At 58.1% G+C, this 20,541-nt stretch carries 17 protein-coding genes; 2 read left to right on the top strand and 15 right to left on the bottom strand.

What is annotated here, in order from left to right; translation table 11 throughout:
- Window positions 1-16: 16 nt before the first annotated feature.
- From A6F49_RS12600 to A6F49_RS12555, 9 genes are all read right to left on the bottom strand, one after another.
- Window positions 17-1,183: an RtcB family protein gene (locus A6F49_RS12600; protein WP_043058789.1), complete on the bottom strand. Its 1,167-nt coding sequence runs from the start codon at window positions 1,181-1,183 to the stop codon at window positions 17-19.
- A gap of 108 nt (window positions 1,184-1,291) precedes the next feature.
- Window positions 1,292-1,912, bottom strand: coding sequence for a sarcosine oxidase subunit gamma (locus A6F49_RS12595; protein ID WP_043058790.1), 621 nt, complete (start codon window positions 1,910-1,912; stop codon window positions 1,292-1,294).
- Window positions 1,899-4,826, bottom strand: coding sequence for an FAD-dependent oxidoreductase (locus A6F49_RS12590; RefSeq protein WP_082911774.1), 2,928 nt, complete (start codon window positions 4,824-4,826; stop codon window positions 1,899-1,901). Before A6F49_RS12590 ends, A6F49_RS12595 begins: the two co-directional genes overlap by 14 nt.
- Window positions 4,823-5,122, bottom strand: a complete 300-nt coding sequence (locus A6F49_RS12585) for a sarcosine oxidase subunit delta (RefSeq protein ID WP_043058791.1) — start codon at window positions 5,120-5,122, stop codon at window positions 4,823-4,825. The genes A6F49_RS12590 and A6F49_RS12585 overlap by 4 nt, the downstream gene beginning before the upstream one ends.
- Before the next feature lie 13 nt (window positions 5,123-5,135).
- Window positions 5,136-6,353: a sarcosine oxidase subunit beta family protein gene (locus A6F49_RS12580; protein WP_043058792.1), complete on the bottom strand. Its 1,218-nt coding sequence runs from the start codon at window positions 6,351-6,353 to the stop codon at window positions 5,136-5,138.
- A gap of 327 nt (window positions 6,354-6,680) precedes the next feature.
- A complete protein-coding gene (locus A6F49_RS12575; RefSeq protein ID WP_235604990.1) occupies window positions 6,681-7,295 on the bottom strand; it encodes a metal ABC transporter permease in 615 nt (204 codons plus the stop codon).
- A gap of 1,132 nt (window positions 7,296-8,427) precedes the next feature.
- On the bottom strand, window positions 8,428-9,273 hold the full coding sequence (locus tag A6F49_RS12565) for a MetQ/NlpA family ABC transporter substrate-binding protein (RefSeq protein ID WP_150119492.1): 846 nt from the start codon (window positions 9,271-9,273) through the stop codon (window positions 8,428-8,430).
- A gap of 29 nt (window positions 9,274-9,302) precedes the next feature.
- Window positions 9,303-9,980, bottom strand: coding sequence for a methionine ABC transporter permease (locus A6F49_RS12560; RefSeq protein WP_235604989.1), 678 nt, complete (start codon window positions 9,978-9,980; stop codon window positions 9,303-9,305).
- Window positions 9,980-10,984 (bottom strand): methionine ABC transporter ATP-binding protein, encoded by a 1,005-nt coding sequence (locus A6F49_RS12555; RefSeq protein ID WP_201120321.1) that lies wholly within the window; start codon window positions 10,982-10,984, stop codon window positions 9,980-9,982. Before A6F49_RS12555 ends, A6F49_RS12560 begins: the two co-directional genes overlap by 1 nt.
- Before the next feature lie 404 nt (window positions 10,985-11,388).
- Here A6F49_RS12555 and A6F49_RS12550 point away from each other — a divergent pair, with 404 nt between their 5' ends.
- Complete coding sequence (locus tag A6F49_RS12550) at window positions 11,389-11,925, top strand: dihydrofolate reductase family protein (RefSeq protein WP_150119491.1); 537 nt, start codon at window positions 11,389-11,391, stop codon at window positions 11,923-11,925.
- A gap of 4 nt (window positions 11,926-11,929) precedes the next feature.
- Here the strand turns inward: A6F49_RS12550 and A6F49_RS12545 are convergent, their stop codons facing one another.
- Genes A6F49_RS12545 through glyA form a run of 6 tightly spaced genes read right to left on the bottom strand, consistent with a single transcriptional unit; the run spans window position 11,930 to window position 19,702 of the window.
- Entirely contained in the window at window positions 11,930-13,321 is a 1,392-nt protein-coding gene (locus tag A6F49_RS12545; RefSeq protein ID WP_043058796.1) for an L-serine ammonia-lyase, read from the bottom strand.
- A 4-nt stretch (window positions 13,322-13,325) separates the two neighbouring features.
- Complete coding sequence (locus A6F49_RS12540) at window positions 13,326-13,913, bottom strand: sarcosine oxidase subunit gamma (RefSeq protein ID WP_235604988.1); 588 nt, start codon at window positions 13,911-13,913, stop codon at window positions 13,326-13,328.
- Window positions 13,906-16,830 carry a 2Fe-2S iron-sulfur cluster-binding protein gene (locus A6F49_RS12535; RefSeq protein WP_052505042.1) on the bottom strand — a complete coding sequence of 975 codons (2,925 nt, stop codon included), beginning with the start codon at window positions 16,828-16,830 and terminating at the stop codon, window positions 13,906-13,908. The genes A6F49_RS12540 and A6F49_RS12535 overlap by 8 nt, the downstream gene beginning before the upstream one ends.
- 29 nt (window positions 16,831-16,859) lie before the next feature.
- Complete coding sequence (locus tag A6F49_RS12530) at window positions 16,860-17,150, bottom strand: sarcosine oxidase subunit delta (protein ID WP_043058797.1); 291 nt, start codon at window positions 17,148-17,150, stop codon at window positions 16,860-16,862.
- Between the two features lie 15 nt (window positions 17,151-17,165).
- Entirely contained in the window at window positions 17,166-18,383 is a 1,218-nt protein-coding gene (locus A6F49_RS12525) for a sarcosine oxidase subunit beta family protein (RefSeq protein ID WP_043058798.1), read from the bottom strand.
- Between the two features lie 2 nt (window positions 18,384-18,385).
- Window positions 18,386-19,702, bottom strand: coding sequence for a serine hydroxymethyltransferase (gene glyA / locus A6F49_RS12520; RefSeq protein ID WP_043058799.1), 1,317 nt, complete (start codon window positions 19,700-19,702; stop codon window positions 18,386-18,388).
- Window positions 19,703-19,863: 161 nt separating this feature from the next.
- On the opposite strand from glyA, the gene A6F49_RS12515 reads away from it, so the two are divergent.
- Entirely contained in the window at window positions 19,864-20,523 is a 660-nt protein-coding gene (locus tag A6F49_RS12515; protein WP_043058800.1) for a GntR family transcriptional regulator, read from the top strand.
- The last annotated feature ends 18 nt before the right edge of the window (window positions 20,524-20,541 follow it).

Below are 20,541 nucleotides of genomic sequence, written 5' to 3'. Positions count from 1 at the left end.
TTATCCCTGATGCGGACTAGTCCCCCTTGACGTTTACGATTTGGCGCAGTGTGTGGCGAATGGTCACCAGTTCGGTGGAGTCCGCCATGACTCGGTCGATCGGCTTATATGCCTGCGGAATTTCGTCGATAAATTTATGCGTATCGCGGTATTCGATGCCGACCATTGCTTTGCGTAAGTCATCTTGAGTGAAGGCTCGACGCGCAGCCCGGCGCGAGTATTGTCGTCCTGCACCGTGTGGGGCTGAGTCGAGTGCATCAGCATTGCCTTTGCCCTCCACGATGTATGAGGCAGCCCCCATTGAGCCCGGAATTGAAGCCATATCGCCGTTGCGAGCGCGAATCGCTCCCTTGCGGGTGACCCAGACTTCTTTGCCGAAGTGTTCTTCTTTTTCGGTGAAGTTGTGGTGCGAGTTGATCCGTTGGATGTCACGTACTGGTTCGCCCGCCCAGCGGCCCAGCTGTTCGTTGACCCGGTCCATCATTTCTTCACGGTTCAACAGCGCAAAGTGCTGAGCCCAATGCAAATGGTCAATGTACTGGCTAAACTCTGGGGTGCCTTCTTCAAACCAGGCCAGATCTTGGTGGGGCATGGTGTCGCCGGCTTCGTGACGGAGGCGTTTGGCAATCGCAATGTGGTGGGTGGCGATCTTGTTACCGATGCCCCGCGAACCGGAGTGTAAAAACGTCCAGACGTTGTCGTGGTCGTCCAGGCAGATTTCGATGAAGTGGTTGCCGCCGCCCAGGGTGCCCAATTGGACTCGCCAGTTTTTGTCGAAGGCATCGGGATCGAAGTCGATCTGCAGTGCCATGGTTTCTAATTCGTCGATGCGCGGTTTGGCGGTGGTCAGGATTTTGCGGTTGTATTGGCCTGCAGAAACCGGGATGGCGCGTTCGATCTGTTCCCGAAGTGTTTTGAGATCCTTGGGGAGATCGTTGAACGTGAATTGGGTTTGCACCGCGATCATGCCGCACCCAATATCCACGCCGACTGCTGCAGGCATGACGGCGCCCAGTGTCGGAATGACAGAACCTACGGTTGCGCCGTAGCCCAGGTGGGCATCAGGCATCAGGGCGATGTGCGGGTGGATGAAATCCAATTCGGCCGAGGTGATGGCCTGTTTGCGGGTTTCTACTTCAAGCATCGAGGCCCAGGAGACGAGTTGATCATTGATACGTTCCATATGGCTGCAGTGTAGCCGAGATGCTGGTGCAAACCGATTGACTGTTCACAGCACGGTGCCCGCCCGAAGCAGACTTCGGACGGGCACGGTTACTTGAAAGTGTCTGTGTCAGTCGATCAGCACGTGGTTGAATTCGTGCATGGCGTCCATCAACACGAACGCGATGTGTTCGGCAAAGGATGCCCGCGGCATGATCCGCCAGGTCGTTTCATCGGTTCGCCACATCAATACGGGGGTACGGGCCAAGGTGGTGGTGATGGCACGATTGATGGTGAACACGGATGGATGAACATCCGTCGGCGTCGTCTTACGGAGCACCGACACCGCTGCTGGCCCGGAGAGTTCAACGATGGTCCGATTCGACGATAAGTCCACGACGTGACCGCGTTCGTCGCCCAGTGCTGCTTCCAATGTCGCCAACAGTGTTGGGTGTTCCGTTACGGACACGGCGAGGAATTCATCGGGTGAATTCCACAGGACTGCGAGCGCATCGGGTGCACCAGCAACCTGACCGACGGCGCTCGGCAGGCCATCCGGTAGTACTGCGGCAATGGAGGCATGTGCGCTGCCGCCGGGTGTGGCTCGGATGCCGATCATGGTCGCAAATGGGACTTCACGGACGGCCACGCCCTGTGGGCCCAGCACTTCGGCGGCTTCCATATCGGTGGCCAGGTGTTGCAGGGGTGACTCGCGCAGCGCGCGGGGGTCTACTGGTTTAGCGTTGGCCATCGCGACGGGTTCCTTCCGGATCGAATGAGACAAGCGGGGTGATTTCAAATTCCACGGGCGGGTCGTAGGCGGGTGCATAGAGCTTTTCGCCGATGCGTTTGGAGCCACCGCGAACTAAGGCCAGGCCAAAGGTGCGACCCAACGCTGCGGATTCGTAATACCCGGTGACGTGGCCTGAGGTTGCGACCGGACGCGGAGCGTCGAGATCTTCGGCTGTGACCAGTGCTGCGCCGTCGCGCACCAGTGAGATCTGATCGGTGGCCATAATGGCTACGAGTTCTTCGCGGTCGTCGCGTTGGAAATCATCCAGGGCGTATGAGCGCTTGCCCAAAAAGTCCTGCTTGAGCTTGGATACCACCCAGTCCATGCCGACGTCTTGGGGTGAGTTGGTGCCGTCGGTGTCTTGGCCGACGATCACGAAACCTTTTTCAGCACGCAGAATACGTTGGGCTTCTAGACCGTACGGGGTGATGTCGTAGGAGGCCCCGGCCTGTGCCACGGCATCCCACAGGGCCCGCCCGTACTGGGTTGGCACGGCAAGCTCGTAGGAGAGTTCTCCGGTGAACGAGATTCGCGAGATGCGAGCGGGGATCCCGTTGTCCAGGGTGGTGTGGCGGAACTCCATGAATTCGAAGGCTTCAGTGGCGAAATCGACGTCGGTGGCGAGTTGTTCCATCACGCGGCGGGCTTTGGGGCCCGACACAGCAACCGTGGAGAACTGTTCGGAGACCGAGGTGAAGGTCGCATCCAGGTGGGACCATTCGGTTTGGTGCCAGTTTTCCAACCAGTTGAGCACCCGCTGGGCGCCACCGGAGGTGGTGTGCATGAAGAACCGGTCTTCGGCCAGGCGCAGGGTCACGCCGTCGTCAAAGACTTTGCCGTTGACGCCGGTCATTACGCCGTAGCGTCCGCGACCCACTGCCAGTTTGAGGAAGCCGTTGGTGTAGATCCGGTTGAGGAATTCGGCTGAGTCCTTGCCGCGGATTTCGATCTTGCCCAGGGTAGACGAGTCGATCATGCCCACCCCGTTGCGGGCGGCGATGGTTTCGCGACGGATGGCCTGGGCTTTGGTTTCGCCTGCGCGCGGGTAGTAGCTGGCGCGGCGCCACTCCCCTGCCATTTCAAAGACGGCGCCGAGTTCTTCGTGTGCACGGTCCATGGCAGTTTTACGCAGTGGGTCAAAAAGTTTGCCGCGCTGACGACCCGCCAGGCCCACATAGGAGATGGGTGAATACGGGGCGCGGAAGGTGGTGGTGCCGATGTCGTCCATGGTGTGCCCGTCCAGGAGCTCCGACATGACACCAATCGCGTTGACCGCACCCGTCTTGCCCTGGTCATTTCCCGTGGAGATCGAGGTGTAGCGCTTGATGTGCTCCACCGATGACATACCGGCACCGGTGGCACGCAGCACGTCTGCAACCGTCTGGTCGCGGTGCAAGTCCACAAAGTGGTTGGCGTAAGCTTCTGCGTCTTCGCCGTCGGGTGAGGCCACCATACGCAGCGCCGCCACAGGCCCGCGGTGACCGGCGGCGGCAACGGGTTCTTCCACAAACGAGAAGTGTCCGGTTGCATCAGCGGCAGCAGCCCCGGCATGGGCACCGTTGGCCAGGGCTTCGCCCAGCATCAGCGACCCTGTGACGGATCCGGCGTAGTGGAAATCAGCACGCGGCTGCCCAATCACAAAGCCCTGGACTTCGTGATCCCAGGCGACCTTGCCCTGACGTTGCGAGTGCAGGTGGATGACCGGTGACCAGCCACCCGAAACGCCCAGGGTATCGACTTCCAGGCGCCGGGTTGCGCCCAGTGCGCCGTCGTCGAGGTATTCGGCCACAGTGATGCCGGTGAGTTCGTCCTGGTCATTGCAGGCGGTATCACACACCACCGAGGCGGAGATGATGTTGACCCCGGCGGCCACGGCCTGCAGTGCGACTTCGGAAAGTTCGGTGCGCACATCAACCACGGCAACCAAGTGCCCCAGCTCGGCCAGCTGACGGGCCAACGGGTAAACCGAGTCGTTAGTGGTAAACAGCGCAATGCTGCTGCCGGCCAGCACGCCGTAGCGATTGAGATATCCGGCGATGCCCGAGGCAAGCATGATGCCGGGGCGGTCGTTATTCTTGAAGACGATGGGGCGTTCATGCGAGCCCGTGGCCAGCACCACTTGCTTGGCGCGGATATGCAGGGTGCGCTCACGAGATACGCCGAATGGAACTTGCTCGTCCAGGTGATCGGTGCGGCGCTGGGTGGCCATGAAGTAGTTGTTCTCATAGGCCCCAAATACCGTGGTGCGCCCCAGCAGCGTGACGTCGTCGTTGGCCTGGAGTTCGGCGACGGTCTCGGCAATCCAAGTGTCGGCCGGTTTACCGTCGATGACCGCTTCCGGTGTTCCAACCAGGTTGCCGCCGAAGGTGGCTCGCTCATCTAAGATCAGCACGCGCGCCCCAGCGCGAGAGGCTTGCAGCGCGGCGGCCAGCCCGGCGGGCCCTGCACCAACCACGAGCACATCGGGGTGTTCATAGGTGTAGTCGTAGTATTCCGGATCAGCGGTTTCGGCCAGTTTGCCAATGCCTTGCACATGATCGGCGACCATGTTGTTCGTGACCTCAACGGTCGGTCCGATCAGCATCGTCTCGGAAATCGTGTTCGCCTTGGCCCGAGTCACGGTCACCAGCGAGTTCGGGTCCTCGATGCCACAGGCCAGCACTCCGCGCGGCCGACCCAAATAGATCGAGTCCCCAACCCTGCGGTAACCGTTGGCTAACAGCGCCGAGGTCACCGTATCGCCACGATACGCGGGCATCGTGTGGCCATCGATCGTGACTTCAACAGCGTCATGACGATCAACAACCACACCCGGGACAACATCTGCGGCAACCCGGAAAGAAGTGCCGGTGGTCAAAGCAGTCGTATTCATCGGGTGCCTCCGTTGTACTGTGCGATATCTGGGCGCGGGGTGCCCACCGGGTAGGTGGCTTTGAATTCATAGGTCACGGTGTCGCGCACCGCGTTGAACCATTTGCGGCAACCGGTCACATGAACCCAGCGCTCGGCGCGCAACCCCATGGGGTTATCCCGGAAGTACAGCCATTGAGCCCACTCATCATTGCTCAGTGCCTGCGGGTCTTTGGGGTACGGCACGTGTGCTTGGGAGCCGTATTCAAATTCGGTTTCATCGCGTGGCCCACAGTTGGGGCAGTCAATTAGCATCATGGTCGCGGCTCTCCTAGTGCAGCACGCCCGAGGCCGAGTGTTCATCGACCAGGTGTCCGGTGTAGTAACGGTCTAAACCAAAGTGTTTATTGTATTCGTGGGGCTCATCGTGGGCGATCGTGTGCGCCAGGGTGTATCCACCAATCGGGGTGCCCTTGAAGCCGCCGGATCCCCAACCGCAGTTGATATAGATCCCCTCAACCGGCGTCTTGCCAATAATGGGGGTCGAGTCGGGGGAAATATCGACGACGCCGCCCCAGACGCGAATCAGATGCGCGCGAGCAAAAATTGGGACCAATTCAACGGCTGCGGCCAGCTGGCGCTCGATCGTGTGGAATCCGCCGCGTGCACCATAGGCGGTGTACGGGTCGGTATTGGCGCCCATCACCAGCTCGCCCTTATGGGCCTGGGAAACATACACGTGGATATGGTGGGAGGTCAGAATCATCGGGTGAACCGGTTCGAATAGTTCCGAGACGAGCGCTTGTAGGGTGCGCGATTGGATCGGCACCTCGAAACCAGCTTTTTCGGCCAGCAGGGAGGAGTGACCGGCAACGGCGATGCCGACTTTTTCGGTGGCGATATTGCCGCGGGTGGTTTCTATGCCAATGACTTTATCGCCGTCTTTGATGAATCCGGTGACTTCGGTGTTCTGGATGATGTCGACACCCATGGCAGAGGCTTTGCGAGCATATGCCCACGCCACGTGGTCGTGCTTGGCAATGGCAGCGCGCGCCTGGTAGGTGGCGCCCATGACCGGGTGGCGAATGTCCTGGGAAATATTGACAATCGGTAGCAGTGCTTTGACATCTTGAGGGGTCAGCCATTGCGCGTCTGCACCGTTGAGCACGTTAGATTCCACCCGGCGGATGGATTCGCGAACTTCGGCATCGGTGTGGGCCAGGGTGATCAGACCGCGCTGGGAGAACAGGAAGTCGTATTCTAATTCCTCATCTAGGCCCTCCCACATCTGGAGTGAGCGGTCAAAGAAGCGCGTGGATTTATCCAGCATGTAGTTGGAACGGATAATCGTGGTGTTGCGTGCCATGTTGCCACCACCCAGCCAGCCTTTATCAATCACGGCGACATTGGTAATGCCGTGTTCTTTGGCCAGGTAGTAGGCGGTTGCAAGCCCGTGTCCGCCAGCGCCGACGATTACGACGTCATAGGACGATTTCAGTCGTGGATTGCGCCAGAGGAAATCCGGGTGTTCCGGGAGCAGATCTGCCATCGTGCCGATCCCATTCTTCGTCAGTGGTTGAATTGCCAGAAATGTTCTGGCACCCACAACAATAGAAGCGTGAACGACAGGGTTCTAGAGTTTTTGGAACATTTCGCTTTTCATCGCCTAAAAAGTAGCGGTCATTTTCGATTCGTTAATAATAGCCGGCACTGGATCGATGGCTGCACGGCCACTTCGGCATGCTAGCACCTGATGGCGACTGCTCGCCGTCTTATGTTTGTCGAACTGCGTGCAGCGCCAAAAGCCGCGCTTCTGTTTGATCTACTTCACACCCGGCGACCTCAGTGGCGCGCCCTGGCAGGTTTGCGCCGGAAATTATGCACCCGCCTGCACTGTCGCCGTGTATTCATCATGTCGCTTGGCGGTCGCAACGGACCGCGCTTCGGGCCGAACCAGGCGGCGACGACGCAACTTGATGAACCGTTCGATAGCTAACGCCAGGACAAACAGCACCCCGTAGAAGACTGATATCGCCGCACTTGTGGCGGCATTGAGCACATAGGCAAACCAGAAGCCAGCAAGCGCGCCAACCACGGCGATGACCACCGTCAGGGCGATCATGGTCGGAAGGTTTTTGGACAACAGATAGGCTGTTGCCGGAGGGGTGATGACCAGTGCGATCACGAGGATCGCACCGGCAGCATTAAATCCTGCGGTGACGGTCACGGATACCAGAAACATGAATGCCGTATTGATCCAGGTGCTGCGCATCCCCAGGCTGGTTGCGAATTCGGGGTCGAAGGTCGTGATTTTCAGCCGCTGATAGGACAGCGTTAAAAACACGATATTGACCAGCAGCATGCCGAGCATGACATACAGATACTGTGGTCCGATCGATGTTCCGCCAATCTCCAGTTGTCCATAGGCGGCCAGGTTAAACCCGAAGAAATTTAAGACCGGGACTGGGAATCTTGGACAGTAACATCTCACGAGACACCGCCGAGATTGAAGAAATCTGTGAGCCGATCGGCCACACAACAGGGGCACGACAATGATGCCGGGAGAAAGATCGGTCCCGCCACATTGGTATCACCGATTCCATGAAGAACTTCTGTGGAAACTGGTCGACAGAGCGTAAAACCTGCGGATCACAAGCCCCCAGGATCATCATGAACTGTCATCCCAGCCAAGAACATTCGCCGGTCATCGCCGGCGTGATTCCCATGGTCTCCGGGAAGGCCTCATTGGTGCGACGAGGACTGGTCCGATCCGCATTACGGGCACCGGCATCGGTAAGGTCAGTTTGACACCACAGAACCGCCATCTCTTCAAACCGCAGCATCGTCAATCGGTCGTGAATACTTCGAAGAGTTGCTTCGGTGAAAGATGTACCCCGCAGTGGTCGAATTTCCAGCGTCCAGTCACTGAGATGTCACTTGAGCGAGTTTGTGCGGGTTGGTAACGAGGCCTTCGAGTTCCAACGCACCGATGTCAGCACCAACCCGGTCGCGGGTCATTTGGCAGCGCAATTCGGTCAGGAAATAGGGCCGCTGCGCGTACCAATGTCCCCGCAGCCTACTTTCGTTCAATGAAAAACCGGCACCTGTCATGTTCCAGATGCCGGTTCGTGTCTCAGCTAGAAGTTTCACCCTGTGTGGACCGTTGCAGGGCTGAAGGTTCCTCTGGTAAAACCGGGGCTTCAAGCTCAAAGCCAGCGTAAACTCAGCCGCGATCACAGTCCGGGGCGCAGCGAGCAAATGCTCCGCAATGTTTGAGGCCGATGCGGGGTTTTCAATACTCCGTGCGTCAGTTCTCGGGTTGAGCATTGCCAAGATACATCTTCAACAAAGGCATGAACCTATCAGGTGGAGAGTCACCATTGAGGTGGAACCTTCATCGGGGTGCCATAGCAAGTCCCCCCAGTGCAGCGTTCCTAACGCGCGTGTAACTGTCCAACCAAAACTGCCAGACCAGGGTACGCAAGTTGATCAAATCTCAGTTGACAGTCCCAGGCAATGCATCGATGAATAGTGCGGACCTTACAAATGACAAACGGCGGGGTCAACCACTCTTTGCGATTGACCCCGCCGTTCTTATTTCCTGTAGGTACTGTCAGCAGTGGTTACTGAAGCTCTTCAGGGATCCACCACAGACCATCGTTGTTTTCGTCAAGGTAGGTTTTGAATTCGTCTGAGTGATAGGCGTCGACGACGGCCTGTGCCCATTCGGTGTCCTGATTTTCTTCTTTTACCACGGCTTTCAAAACCAGGTGGTCCAGGATATCTTCGGTTTCCAGTGCGGTCGAGGCGTCGATGCCAGCGTTGTACACAATCGAACCGGTCAGAACGTAGAAATCAAAGTCGGGTGCTGCCGACGGGATCGTCAGCGATTTCATCTCGGTGAGTTCCAGATTATACGGGTTGTCGACGATATCGTCCTGGGTAATGTTGCCCAGATCTGCGTCGTCGTCGATCTCAATCCAGCCGGCTTTTTCTAGGACTAAGTAGCAGCGGGCGGCATTGGCGGCGTCATCCGGCAGTGCAATGGTAGCGCCCTCGGTGATGTCGTCGAGGCTGTCGTGGTTTTCGGAATACAGGCCAGCCGGAACGGTCGGGATGGAGGTGATCGCCACGAGATCGCCGTCGTAGTTTTCGTTGAAGTCGTCCATGTACGCCGTGTGCTGCTCAACGTTAAGGTCAACGTCGCCGTCGTTGAGGGCAATGTTGGCGTTGAGGAGTTCAGAGACTTCTTCGACGCGGAAGGTCCAGCCGTCTTCTTCCAGGATAGGGATGATCGCATCTTCGAAGAGCTCAGTATAAGGACCTTGGGATTTCGAGTACGCAATCTCGCCGCGGTCACCGGCGTCGTCGCCGGCCGAAGCATCGCCTTCACCCGGTGGGGTGCAGGAAGCTAGTACCAGCGTGGCGGGCAACGCCAGCAGCAGGCTTAGTTTGGTCAGGTGTTTCACAGCTGTTCCTTTTCATGAGTTGATGAGTGTTATTTTGGTTCGCGCAATCTACGCGATAAAGCGTTGCCAAAGGCTTGCATGACTTGAACGAAGATCACCAGGATGACGATGGTGAAGATCATCAAGGGCGTATTGAATCGCTGATGACCGTAGGTCAGGGCGAGGTCGCCGACGCCGCCGCCTCCGCCATAGCCGGCCATCGCGGTGGCACCCAATAATCCGACGATGCTGGTGGTCAGCGAGAGCACAATCGAAGGGTAAGCCTCCGGAAGCAGGAAATGGCGGATGATCTGCCAGTTCGTGGCACCCATAGCCTGGGCGGCTTCGATGACACCGGGTTTGACTTCCAGCAGACTGGATTCCACCATGCGTGCGATGAACGGGGTGATGTAGATGGTCAATGGCACCAGTGCGGCTTGACTGCCGATACTGGTGCCCACGACGAACCGGGTGAACGGAATGAGCGCGACCAACAAGATAATGAAGGGCACACTGCGGGTGACGTTGATGATGAAGTTCAAGATCGAATAGACCACCCGGTTTTCCGTTAGTCCGCCGCGCCGGGTCATCACCAACAGCAGGGCGATGGCGATACCTAAAACCGCACCAAAAAGCATGCTCCAGCCCAGCATGTACACCGTTTGGGCACCAGCCAGGAGCAGTCTTTCACCGCTAACACCGAAGAAGTCTTGTTCCATAAAGTCCATTAGAAGCGCACCTGTTCTTTGGTGATCCGGGCGGCATCGATGTGCTGTTCACCGCGGTCAATGGCGTCGTCGCTGCCCACCAGCTGCACGTGGAATACCCCGACCACGGTGTCTTCTAATTGCTCGATGGTGGCACCCAGAATATTGATTTCTAATCCGGTGGTCTGGTTGAGCTTGGACAGCAGAGCATTTTGAGAAGCTACTCCCACTGATCGCAGTCGATAAATGCGCGCATTACGGGGGTCGTTTTTAACTAGGTCCATCACGGCTTCGGGGATTTGGTCATTGATCACCGTTCGGACGAATTCTTGCGTGGTGGCGGTTTGTGGGTTGCCAAACACTTCGATAACCGAGCCTTGTTCCACCACTCGGCCGCCTTCCATCACGGCGACCTTATTGCAAATTCGTTGGACTACTTGCATTTGGTGGGTGATCAATAAAATCGTCACGCCCATTGTTTTGTTGATGCGTTTCAGCAGTTGCAGGATCGCCTCGGTGGTCTTGGGGTCGAGCGCACTTGTGGCCTCATCGCATAACAGAATGTCCGGTTCGGTGGCCAGGGCCCGGGCAATCCCGACACGTTGTTTTTGCCCACCAGATAACTGGCTGACGCGGGCGTCGCGTTTATCAGACAGCTCGACGATGTCTAGCACTTCATCGACCCGCCGGGCTATTTCAGCACGGGACTTGCCTTGCAGCATGAGCGGCATGGCGACGTTGCGGAAGACGGTTTTGGTCTCTAGCAGGTTGAACTGTTGGAACACCATGCCAACGTTGCGGCGACTGGTCAGGAGTTGTTTTTTCGTCATCGCGGTCACGTCATCACCATCAACCATGATGGTTCCGCTATCTGGCTCTTCTAAGCGGTTGACCATGCGGATAAGCGTTGATTTTCCGGCTCCAGAAAACCCAACGATGCCGAAAATATCTGATCGTTCAACCCGGACTGACACGTCAATGAGAGCGTCAATATGGCCAAATTTTCCGGAGTAGCGTTTTGACACTGATTCAAGTGTGATCACTGTACTGCCCTTGTGAGTGTGAGTAACGCAGGTCACTCTACTCAAAGCACCAAGTCATCGCATTTGTTTGGACACAATCAGCAATAGACAGCTTGGATTCCGACGATCCGACTGGCGTGACGTGCTGCGATCGACGTGGTCGGCAGCGTGATGAGATCGATAGCAATGGCGGCGATGAGGGTCGCGGTCAGCAAGAGGGTGGGACCCGCGCTAGGTCAGGTGCAATGGTTCGGATCGCCCGAGCTGTGAGCCTGCCGAGTGAGCCTTGTAGTCGTTTCCTCATGCCGCCAGCGCTAGTCTTTAGCTCTTAGAGCGACGCTCTGAACTTGCCCTGCGTGGATGTCGCGTACCCACTCCCAGCCTGGCTTCACGCCCACGGCGATCTCATGGACTATGAGAGCAGCCTGATGGAAAACGCCGGTGCCCTGCTGCTCGGCAGGATCACGCATGGCGATTTCGCTTCTTACTGGCCTGCCGTTGCTGCCGATGAGACCCAGGCGGGCGAGGGCACAAAACGCTACGCACACCGGCTGGACCAGATGGACAAATTCGTCGTGTCACGATCCGGCGCCGTCGCGTTCTGGCCGGGAACCCACCGGGTCGAAGACGCAACGGCCATCGAGATCCAGAGGATCAAGGACCGATCTGCCGGTGACGTGATCGTCTACGGCAGTCTCAGTCTGATTGGCGCATTCAATGTGCTGAGCCTGATAGATGAGTTCGACTTCATCGTCCCTCCGACCTTGCTGTGCCGGGGAAAACCCATCCTGAATGCAGACCAGCGCCCCAGGTGGAGCTCACGGAGCGCCACCCGTTTTCTTCTGGAGCCGTCCTGCTCCGGTATGCAACATCTAGCCCCATGTAATCCGGTCGGCAACCACGAAGGTCGGCCCGGTTGCCCGAGCCGACCTTCGTGGTTGTGAGACGTTAGCACTCAGGAAGTGTGACCGCGACGGCCAGTCCACCTCGCGAGGTTTCTTTATATTTATCCATCATGTCAGCACCGGTTTGGCGCATGGTTTCGATAGCTTCGTCGAGGCTGACCTTGTGGCTGCCATCGCCGTGCAGGGCAAGGCGTGCCGCGTTGATCGCTTTGACCGATGCGATGGCATTGCGTTCAATACATGGGATCTGCACGAGCCCACCAATTGGGTCGCACGTCATCCCGAGGTTGTGTTCCAATGCCACTTCAGCGGCGTCCTCCACCTGGGTTACGGTGCCGCCCATAACAGCCGCTAGTCCTGCGGCTGCCATGGAACATGCCGAACCGACTTCGCCCTGGCATCCGACTTCAGCTCCCGAGATCGAGGCTTGGGTCTTGATGATGATGCCGATGGTCCCTGCGGTGAGCATGAACTCGATGATCTTGTCATCGGTCACATCATCCAGGAACCGGGCATAGTAGTGCATCACCGCTGGGATGATGCCGGCTGCCCCGTTCGTGGGGGCGGTAACCACTCGGCCACCGGAGGCATTTTCCTCGTTGACGGCCAGGGCGTACAGATTGACCCATTCGATACCGCGCAGTGCGTCTGTAGTATCTCCGGTACGCTCTGACTCACCACCCTGGGTGAGTTGCTTATACAGCTTCGGTGCTCGACGGGTAACTTGCAGCCCGCCGGGCAGGGTGGTCTCAGTACGCTCAATGCCGGACTGCACGCAGTCCTGCATGACCTGCCAAATCTTCAACAGCTGCGCACGAATCTCTTCAGGCTCACGCCATTCGATCTCATTTTCCCACGTCAATTCGGCAATCGATTTGTCGTGGACGCGGCATAGTTCCAACAGTTCGTCGGCAGTACCAAATTGGTGGCGGACTTTGCGTTCAGTGGTCAGTGGTTTATCGAGCTCATCCTCGGTCACCACGAATCCGCCACCGATCGAATAGCTGATCTCGGAGGCCAGCTCTTGGCCATCAGCCCCGTAGACCGTAGTTTTCATCCCGTTCGGGTGACCCGGTAGAGACTTTTGCAGGTGCAAGATGACGTCGCGGCCTCGATCGAACTCAATCGTTTTGATACCCCCCAACTGCAGGGTGGACGTGGTTTGTACCTGTTCGATGATCCCATCGACTTGATCAGGTTCGATCGTGCCCGGATCGTGCCCGGCCAGACCCAGAATCACCGCGGTATCGGAGTGGTGTCCGATACCGGTGGCCCCCAGTGAGCCAAACAGCTCGACTTTGGCACGCGCGGTAGCCGTCAGAGTGTCGACGTCCAGACCATTGATGAACTGGGCTGTTGCCCGCATGGGGCCAACGGTGTGGGACGAGGAGGGCCCCAAACCAATTGAGAACATGTCCAGCACACTGAGAGCCATAGAGTTATCCTTTCGTACCGGAAAACTCGACCATTGCGTCGAGCAGCCAGTTAGTGACGTGGTCAGCAAATGAAATTCGCGGTGCCAACCACCAGGTGTGTTCGGCAACCCGCCACAAAATCAGCGGAGTTTGGGCGACTTCGGTGACATAGGCTTGGTTGACCTGGAAAGCACGCGGGTGCAGATCCAGCGGACAAGACTTACGTAGCACCAGTTCAGCAGCCTCACCCGAGACCTCAATGATCGTGCGGTTGGCTGACAGGTCCAGGACCTGACCGGAGTGGTCGCCCAGGGTGCGTTCCAGGGTTTCGGCCAACCCGGTGTCGGGTTTGTCGATGGCCAGGAATTCATCCGGTGACATCCACACCACCGCCGTAGTCGACGGTTCACCGACGACGTCGCCGACTTTCGCGGGCAGCCCACCAAGGGCTGCTGCCAGCGCGTCATACCCTTCGGTTCCTTGGGTCGCGCGAATGCCGACCTGGGTCGTGAACGGGATTTCGCGCACCGCCACGGCGTCACCGGAGGCGTTGTGTAGTTCTTCACTTCGAGCGGCAAGTGGTGAGCGCCGCAGCTGTTGTACATTAGCCATCTCGACGAGCTCCTTCGGCATCATATAGAACGGTTGGTCCGATTTTCATGGTGACAACTTCGCCGTCAACCAGGGCCTTGAGGCTTTCACCCACGCGGTTAAAACCATTTTTGATCAGCGCTAGACCAAAGGTGCGGCCCAGGGCAGGCGAGTTATACGAGGCGGTGACCCAGCCTTCTTGTGGGACTGGTCCGGCAGCGATATCGATGGGTGTGTCCATGGCCACCAGGGCTTCGCCTTCTTCCAAGCGGAAGGTTGGATCATCCGGGAGCACAGATACCAGCTGCTTGCGGTCTTCGCGGACATTGTCTGCCCGAGAGAAGGAGCGCTTGCCAATGAAATCTTTGTGCTTGGACACGATCCATTCCATGGCGGCGTCCTGCGGGGTCACGGTGCCGTCGGTTTCTTGGCCGACGACGATGAACCCTTTTTCCGCACGCAGCACGTGCATGGTTTCGGTGCCGTACGGGGTGATATTGAATTCGGCACCCGCTTCAGCGACTGCTTCCCACACGGCCAATGCGTACCAGGATTCTACGGCCAATTCCCAGGCGAGTTCACCCGAGAACGAGATGCGGCTGGCGCGAACCGGAATACCGGAGGCCAGGGTGATATCTCGGAAGGCCATGAACTTGAAGCCTTCTGCGGAGAAGTCTTCGTGCGGTGCCAGTTTCTGCATGACGTCGCGAGATTTTGGTCCAACCACGGCGACGGTCGCGTACTGTTCGGTGACCGAAGTGGCGAACACATCGAGTTCCGGCCACTCGGTTTGGAGCCATTCTTCAATCCATTCCAGGACATCAGCGGCACCCGAGGTGGTCGTGTGCAGGAAGAAGCGGTCTTCAGCTAGGCGCAAGGTCACGCCGTCGTCGAAAATCATGCCGTCTGGTGTACACATCACACCGTAGCGACCCATACCCTCTTTGAGCTTGATGTAGCCGTTAGTGTAGATACGGTTAAGGAACTCGGGGACGTCTTTGCCGCGTAGTTCAATCTTGCCCAATGTTGAGCCATCGAACATGCCCACCGACTCGCGTGCGGCAGCGCACTCACGGTAGACGGCCTCGTCCATGGTTTCGTTGCCCTGCGGGTAGTAGCGAGCACGCTTCCACTGTCCGACGTCTTCGAACACCGCGCCGGCAGCCACGTGGGCCGAGTGGATTGGTGTGCCACGCGCGACTTCAAAGAGTTTGCCACGACGACGTCCAGCTAAGGCTGCGAAACCAACCGGTGTGAACGGTGGACGGAAGGTTGTGGTACCAATCTCGGAAAGATCCTCAACACCGAGGATATTCGCCATCACGCCGATAGCTGGCACGCCCGAGGTTTTACCCTGGTCAGCGCCCGTAGAGATCGAGGTATAACGCTTGACGTGCTCAACTGAGGACATCCCGGCACCGGTAGCGCGCAGAATATCGGCGACGGACTGGTCACGCTGCAGATCAACAAAGTGATTGTTGTAGTTATCGGCGTCGTCACCCTCCGGGGATGGAACCATCCACAGCGGGACGACCGGACCGTACGGGCGGTCAATAGCGCGAGCGGCTGTGGCTTCGGTTTCGTACCCGGCCGCGGTGGCGGCTGCGGCACCGGCATTGGCACCCGAGGTTAACGCCGAAGCGGTACTGTATTTGCCGATCAGCGCACCGGCCAAGCGCATGTCATGGACAGACTCCACCGCGACGAAGCCCTGGAGTTGAGCATCCCAGTCGATCCGACCGCGACGCTGCGAGTGCAGGTGCACGACGGGCGACCAACCACCCGAAACCGCCAAGGTGTCGACCTCGATGCGCTGGGCTTGGGACGTGTCGAGTTTACCGCCGTTCAGCGGAGCCACGGTCACGGCGTTGAGTTCATTGTCGTCACCGGCGTGGGTGTCGATCACCGCCGAGCCAATCAGCACGTTGACGCCCTCGGATACTGCCTGTTGGGCGGCGGCCGAGGCTGAGGACCGCGCATCAATAACGGCGACGACTCCCCCGGTCGCGGCAAGCTCAGACACCAGCGGGTAGACCGAGTCGTTGGTGGTGAAGACCGCGATCTGTTGTCCAGCGCGCACAGCATAGCGGTTCAGGTAAGTGCGCACGGCCGAAGCCAGCATGATGCCCGGGCGATCATTATTCGCAAAAACCAGTGGGCGTTCGTGGGCTCCGGTGGCCAGCACAACCTGATCGGCGCGCACATGCCAGATGCGCTCACGTGAGATGCCTTCGCCTGGGCTGTCGTCCAGGTGGTGGGTGCGGCGCTCGACGGCGATCGCATAGTTTTCGTCATAGACACCGGTAACCGTGGTGTCGGTGAGGATCTCGACGTCGTCGGTCGAAGACAGTTTGGTCACGGTGTCGTTGATCCACTGTGGTGCAGGCACGCCGTCGACGATTTCATACGGGGCATCAAGCAGGCTCCCGCCGGCCCATGGCTTTTCGTCCATGAGCATCACGCGAGCACCAGATGCGGCTGTGTTGGCGGCGGCAGAAAGTCCTGCCGGACCGGCCCCGACCACCAATACATCCGTGTGGACGTGGACGTGGTCGTAGTAAGCCTGGTCCTGAGCAGGGTCAAGTTTACCTAATCCACGAAGCTGTGTTGCCTTTAATCCGTTGGTCACCGGAACAGTGGTAGAAGTCATCATTGACTCTTCGACGTCACCGGCGTGGCGTGGGGACAGATGAACCAGCGAGTTGGGTTCTTCAACGCCCGCTGCGAATACGCCGCGCGGGCGGTTCCAGTACATCGAATTTGCTGCGGCGCGGGTCCCGGTGGCTAATAGTGCTGAGGCGACCGTATCGCCGCGTAGGGCCTGAGTGGGGTTGCCATCGATTTCGACGTCAACGGTATCGGTGTGGTCCACGACAGCGTGGGGCGCTTGGTCCGGAGCGAGCCGATATGAGCGCTGTGTGCCGAATTGCTCACGCATGTGCGTGTCCTGATCTGTGGTGGTGCGTGTCACTTGGTACCTCCGGAAACCTCGGGGCGTGGGGCGCCGACCGGGTAAGTGGCTTTGAATGTGTAGGTGATCGTGTCGCGGACGGCGTTGAACCATTTGCGGCACCCGCCATTGTGAACCCAGCGTTCGGCAAAATCGCCTTTCGGGTTATCGCGGTAGAACAAGAATTCGGCCCACTCTCTATCCGAGAGAGCGTGGGGGTCTTGTGGATAGGCGACGTGTGCTTCGCCGCCGTAACCGAATTCGGTTTCATTACGTGGCCCGCAGTACGGGCAATCAATGAGCATCATGGCAATTGCCTTTCTCTAGTGGGCTACGGCTGCGGCGCCGTGTTCGTCGATAAGGTGACCGGTTTCGAAACGCTCGAGGCTAAACGCTGCGTTGATCTTATGCGGTTCATCGTGAGCGATCGTGTGAGCCATCGCGTAGCCTGCTCCCGGTGTGCCCTTGAAGCCGCCGGTACCCCAACCGCAGTTGACATACAGACCATCGACCTCTGTTTTGGACACGATTGGTGAAGCATCCGGGGTCGTGTCCACAATGCCGCCCCAGGTACGCAGCACATGCGCGCGAGCGAAAATTGGGAACAGCTCGACCGCGGCGGCCATCTGCTCCTGGATCACATGGAACGCACCACGTTGACCAAAACCGTTGTAGGTGTCGATACCCGCACCCATCACCAGCTCACCCTTGTGGGCTTGTGAAACATAGACGTGGATATGGTTTGACATAACCACGGTCGGGTGGACCGGTTCAAACAGTTCTGAGACCAGCGCCTGCAGCGGGTGCGACTGGATTGGTAGTTTCACCCCGGCCATTTCGGCCAGTTGCGAAGAGTGCCCAGCACCGCACAGAGCAACCTGTCCCGCGGAGATCTTCCCGCGAGTGGTTTCCACCCCGGTGACACGTCCGTTTTCGACCAGGATGTCGGTGACTTCAGTGTTCTGGATGATGTCAATGCCAGCAGCATCAGCAGAGCGAGCCAGCGCCCAGGCGACATGATCGTGCTTAGCGATACCGGCGCGCGGCTGGTAGGTCGCACCCATAATTGGGTAGCGGATGTTATCCGAAATGTTGATGATCGGGCAGACTTCTTTGACCTCTTGCGGCGTCAACCATTCGGCATCCACACCGTTGAGCTGGTTGGCTTTGACACGGCGCACTGAGTCGCGGACTTCCGAGACGTGGTGGGCCAGGTTCATGACGCCGCGCTGAGAGAACAAGAAGTCGTAGTCGAGCTCTTCCGGGAGCTCTTCCCAGAGCTTCAACGAGGTTTCATAGATCAGGCTGGATTCATCCCAGAGGTAGTTGGAACGAATGATGGTCGTATTACGAGCCATATTGCCGCCGCCCAGCCAGCCTTTATCGATTACCGCGACATTAGTAATGCCGTGTCGGGCAGCGAGGTAGTGGGCGGTGGCCAGTCCGTGGCCACCGGCGCCCACGATGATCACATCGTAGGAGGACTTGGGCTCTGGATTATGCCACAGAAATTCAGGGTGCTGTGGGAGGAGTTCTGCCATGGTTATGCTCCGAACGGTTCAAGGTTGGGGTACAACGGGTGAGCATCGGCCAGCGCTTGAACGCGGTAGGCCAGCTCTGGGAGTGCATCACGATTGCCGGTAGCCCCGGCAATCAAGGTTTCAGCGATAATGTCGGCGACTTCTTCGAATGCTTCAGTGCTAAAACCGCGGGTGGTCAACGCTGGGGTGCCGATGCGCAGACCAGAGGTCGTCATTGGTGGACGGGGGTCCCAAGGTACGGCATTGCGGTTGACGGTAATATCGACTTCCTCCAGGAGGTCTTCGCCCTGCTTGCCGTCGAGTTCTGAATTGCGCAGATCAACGAGCACCAAGTGGACATCCGTTCCACCGGTCAGTACGGAGATCCCAACGTCGGCAACGTCTTGCTGTGATAAGCGATCCGCCAGGATTCTTGCACCTTCCAGAGTGCGACGCTGACGCTCGGCAAACTCTTCCTCGCCAGCCACTTTGAAGGCAACAGCTTTACCTGCGATCACGTGCATCAACGGGCCACCCTGTTGGCCAGGGAAGACGGCTGAGTTGATCTTCTTAGAGATTTCAGCATCGTTGGTCAAGATGATGCCACCTCGAGGCCCGGCCAGGGTTTTGTGCGTCGTCGATGAGACAACGTGGGCGTGTGGAACGGGTGAGGGGTGCAGTCCGGCTGCTACCAGTCCGGCGAAGTGGGCCATGTCGACGAACAGGTAAGCGCCGACTTCATCCGCGATTTCGCGGAAGCGGGCGAAGTCGAGCTGGCGAGGATATGCCGACCAGCCGGCAACGATCATCTTCGGCTGGTGTTCGCGAGCTAGGCTAGCGACTTCATCCATATCAACTTCGTAGGTATTTTCATCGACCGAGTACGGCACAATGTTGTAGAGCCGACCCGAGAAGTTCAACTTCATGCCGTGGGTCAGGTGACCACCATGGGCGAGGTTCAGGCCCATGACCGTGTCACCCGGGCGGATCAATGCGTGCATGACCGCAGCATTCGCCTGGGCGCCCGAGTGCGGTTGCACATTGGCGAACTGGGCGCCAAAGAGATTCTTGACGCGTTCGATAGCGAGACGTTCTACCGAGTCGGCGTGTTCACAGCCGCCGTAGTACCGGCGGCCTGGGTAGCCTTCTGCGTATTTGTTGGTCAGCACTGAACCCTGGGCTTGCATGACTGCTAGCGGGGTGTGGTTTTCAGAGGCAATCATTTCTAGACCGCGTTGCTGACGGTCTAGTTCCTGGTTAATAAACCCAGCGATTTCTGGATCGAGGTCCACCAGATCTTGAGTCAGCGATGGAGCAACCTGAGAGGTGATACTAGTCATGCATTTTCCTTCGAAAAATTCTGAACGACATTTGATATATCAGTTACCGATCACAGACTATGATGTCCATCACAGGTCTGTCAAGGGTTTGGGCCAAAGTTTTTGAAACGCTGCGGAATGCACCCAAGTAGTGCACAATAAGGAGCAATGAAAGGACACTGATGACCACGTTGGACACCGTCAACACGAACAGCGAGTCCTTGTCGGCTCGCGCCTACCGAATCTTGCTAGACCGCTTAATCATGCTGGACATTCAGCCCGGCGAACCCATCATGGAGAAGCAATTGGCTGAAGAAATGGGGGTGGGACGCACCCCCCTGCGCGAAGCACTCAAGCGCCTTGAGGCGGACCACCTGGTGGTCACCTACCCTCGGCGCGGCACGTTTGCCAGCCAAGTCGATGTCACTGAGCTCGCCCACGTATCAGAAATCCGCCAAGCCCTGGAACCCCTGGCCGCTCGTCGGGCCGCAGAGGTCAAGGGCGGCGAAATGCGAGCGCAACTGCTCGAAGTCCTAGATGAACTCAAAAGCCTGGACCCCGATCAATCACAGCGCGATCTATTGTCCTACGACCTTTCGGTGCACCGGCTGATCTACAGCGTGACCCACAACGAGCACCTGTCAGAAACCCTGATTCGCTTAGACAATATTGCCACTCGCATCTGGGCGGCCCTATCGGACCGCCTCCCTTCACTCCACGAACACATCGTGGAGCATACGACACTGCTCGAACAGATCATCGCCGGTGAAGCCGAAGCCGCCGAACAGACAGCGTCAGAGCACGTGAAAAACTTCTACACCATGGTGCGCGAGGCCCTCTAGTAAAGCCCCTCGAACCCC

Origin of the sequence: Enteractinococcus helveticum, assembly GCF_001657475.1 — a bacterium.
Taxonomy (GTDB): Bacteria; Actinomycetota; Actinomycetes; order Actinomycetales; family Micrococcaceae; genus Yaniella; species Yaniella helvetica.
This window is presented reverse-complemented; position numbering and strand designations above follow the sequence as displayed.

Bases quoted from the DNA above. Each gene is read 5' to 3' on its own strand.
- A6F49_RS12600 (WP_043058789.1), bottom strand. From the start codon at position 1,183: ATGGAACGTATCAATGATCAACTCGTCTCCTGGGCCTCGATGCTTGAA.
- A6F49_RS12595 (WP_043058790.1), bottom strand. From the start codon at position 1,912: ATGGCCAACGCTAAACCAGTAGACCCCCGCGCGCTGCGCGAGTCACCC.
- A6F49_RS12590 (WP_082911774.1), bottom strand. From the start codon at position 4,826: ATGAATACGACTGCTTTGACCACCGGCACTTCTTTCCGGGTTGCCGCA.
- A6F49_RS12585 (WP_043058791.1), bottom strand. From the start codon at position 5,122: ATGATGCTAATTGACTGCCCCAACTGTGGGCCACGCGATGAAACCGAA.
- A6F49_RS12580 (WP_043058792.1), bottom strand. From the start codon at position 6,353: ATGGCAGATCTGCTCCCGGAACACCCGGATTTCCTCTGGCGCAATCCA.
- A6F49_RS12560 (WP_235604989.1), bottom strand. From the start codon at position 9,980: ATGGACTTTATGGAACAAGACTTCTTCGGTGTTAGCGGTGAAAGACTG.
- A6F49_RS12550 (WP_150119491.1), top strand. From the start codon at position 11,389: ATGGACTATGAGAGCAGCCTGATGGAAAACGCCGGTGCCCTGCTGCTC.
- A6F49_RS12545 (WP_043058796.1), bottom strand. From the start codon at position 13,321: ATGGCTCTCAGTGTGCTGGACATGTTCTCAATTGGTTTGGGGCCCTCC.
- A6F49_RS12540 (WP_235604988.1), bottom strand. From the start codon at position 13,913: ATGGCTAATGTACAACAGCTGCGGCGCTCACCACTTGCCGCTCGAAGT.
- A6F49_RS12535 (WP_052505042.1), bottom strand. From the start codon at position 16,830: ATGCGTGAGCAATTCGGCACACAGCGCTCATATCGGCTCGCTCCGGAC.
- A6F49_RS12530 (WP_043058797.1), bottom strand. From the start codon at position 17,150: ATGATGCTCATTGATTGCCCGTACTGCGGGCCACGTAATGAAACCGAA.
- A6F49_RS12525 (WP_043058798.1), bottom strand. From the start codon at position 18,383: ATGGCAGAACTCCTCCCACAGCACCCTGAATTTCTGTGGCATAATCCA.
- glyA (WP_043058799.1), bottom strand. From the start codon at position 19,702: ATGACTAGTATCACCTCTCAGGTTGCTCCATCGCTGACTCAAGATCTG.
- A6F49_RS12515 (WP_043058800.1), top strand. From the start codon at position 19,864: ATGACCACGTTGGACACCGTCAACACGAACAGCGAGTCCTTGTCGGCT.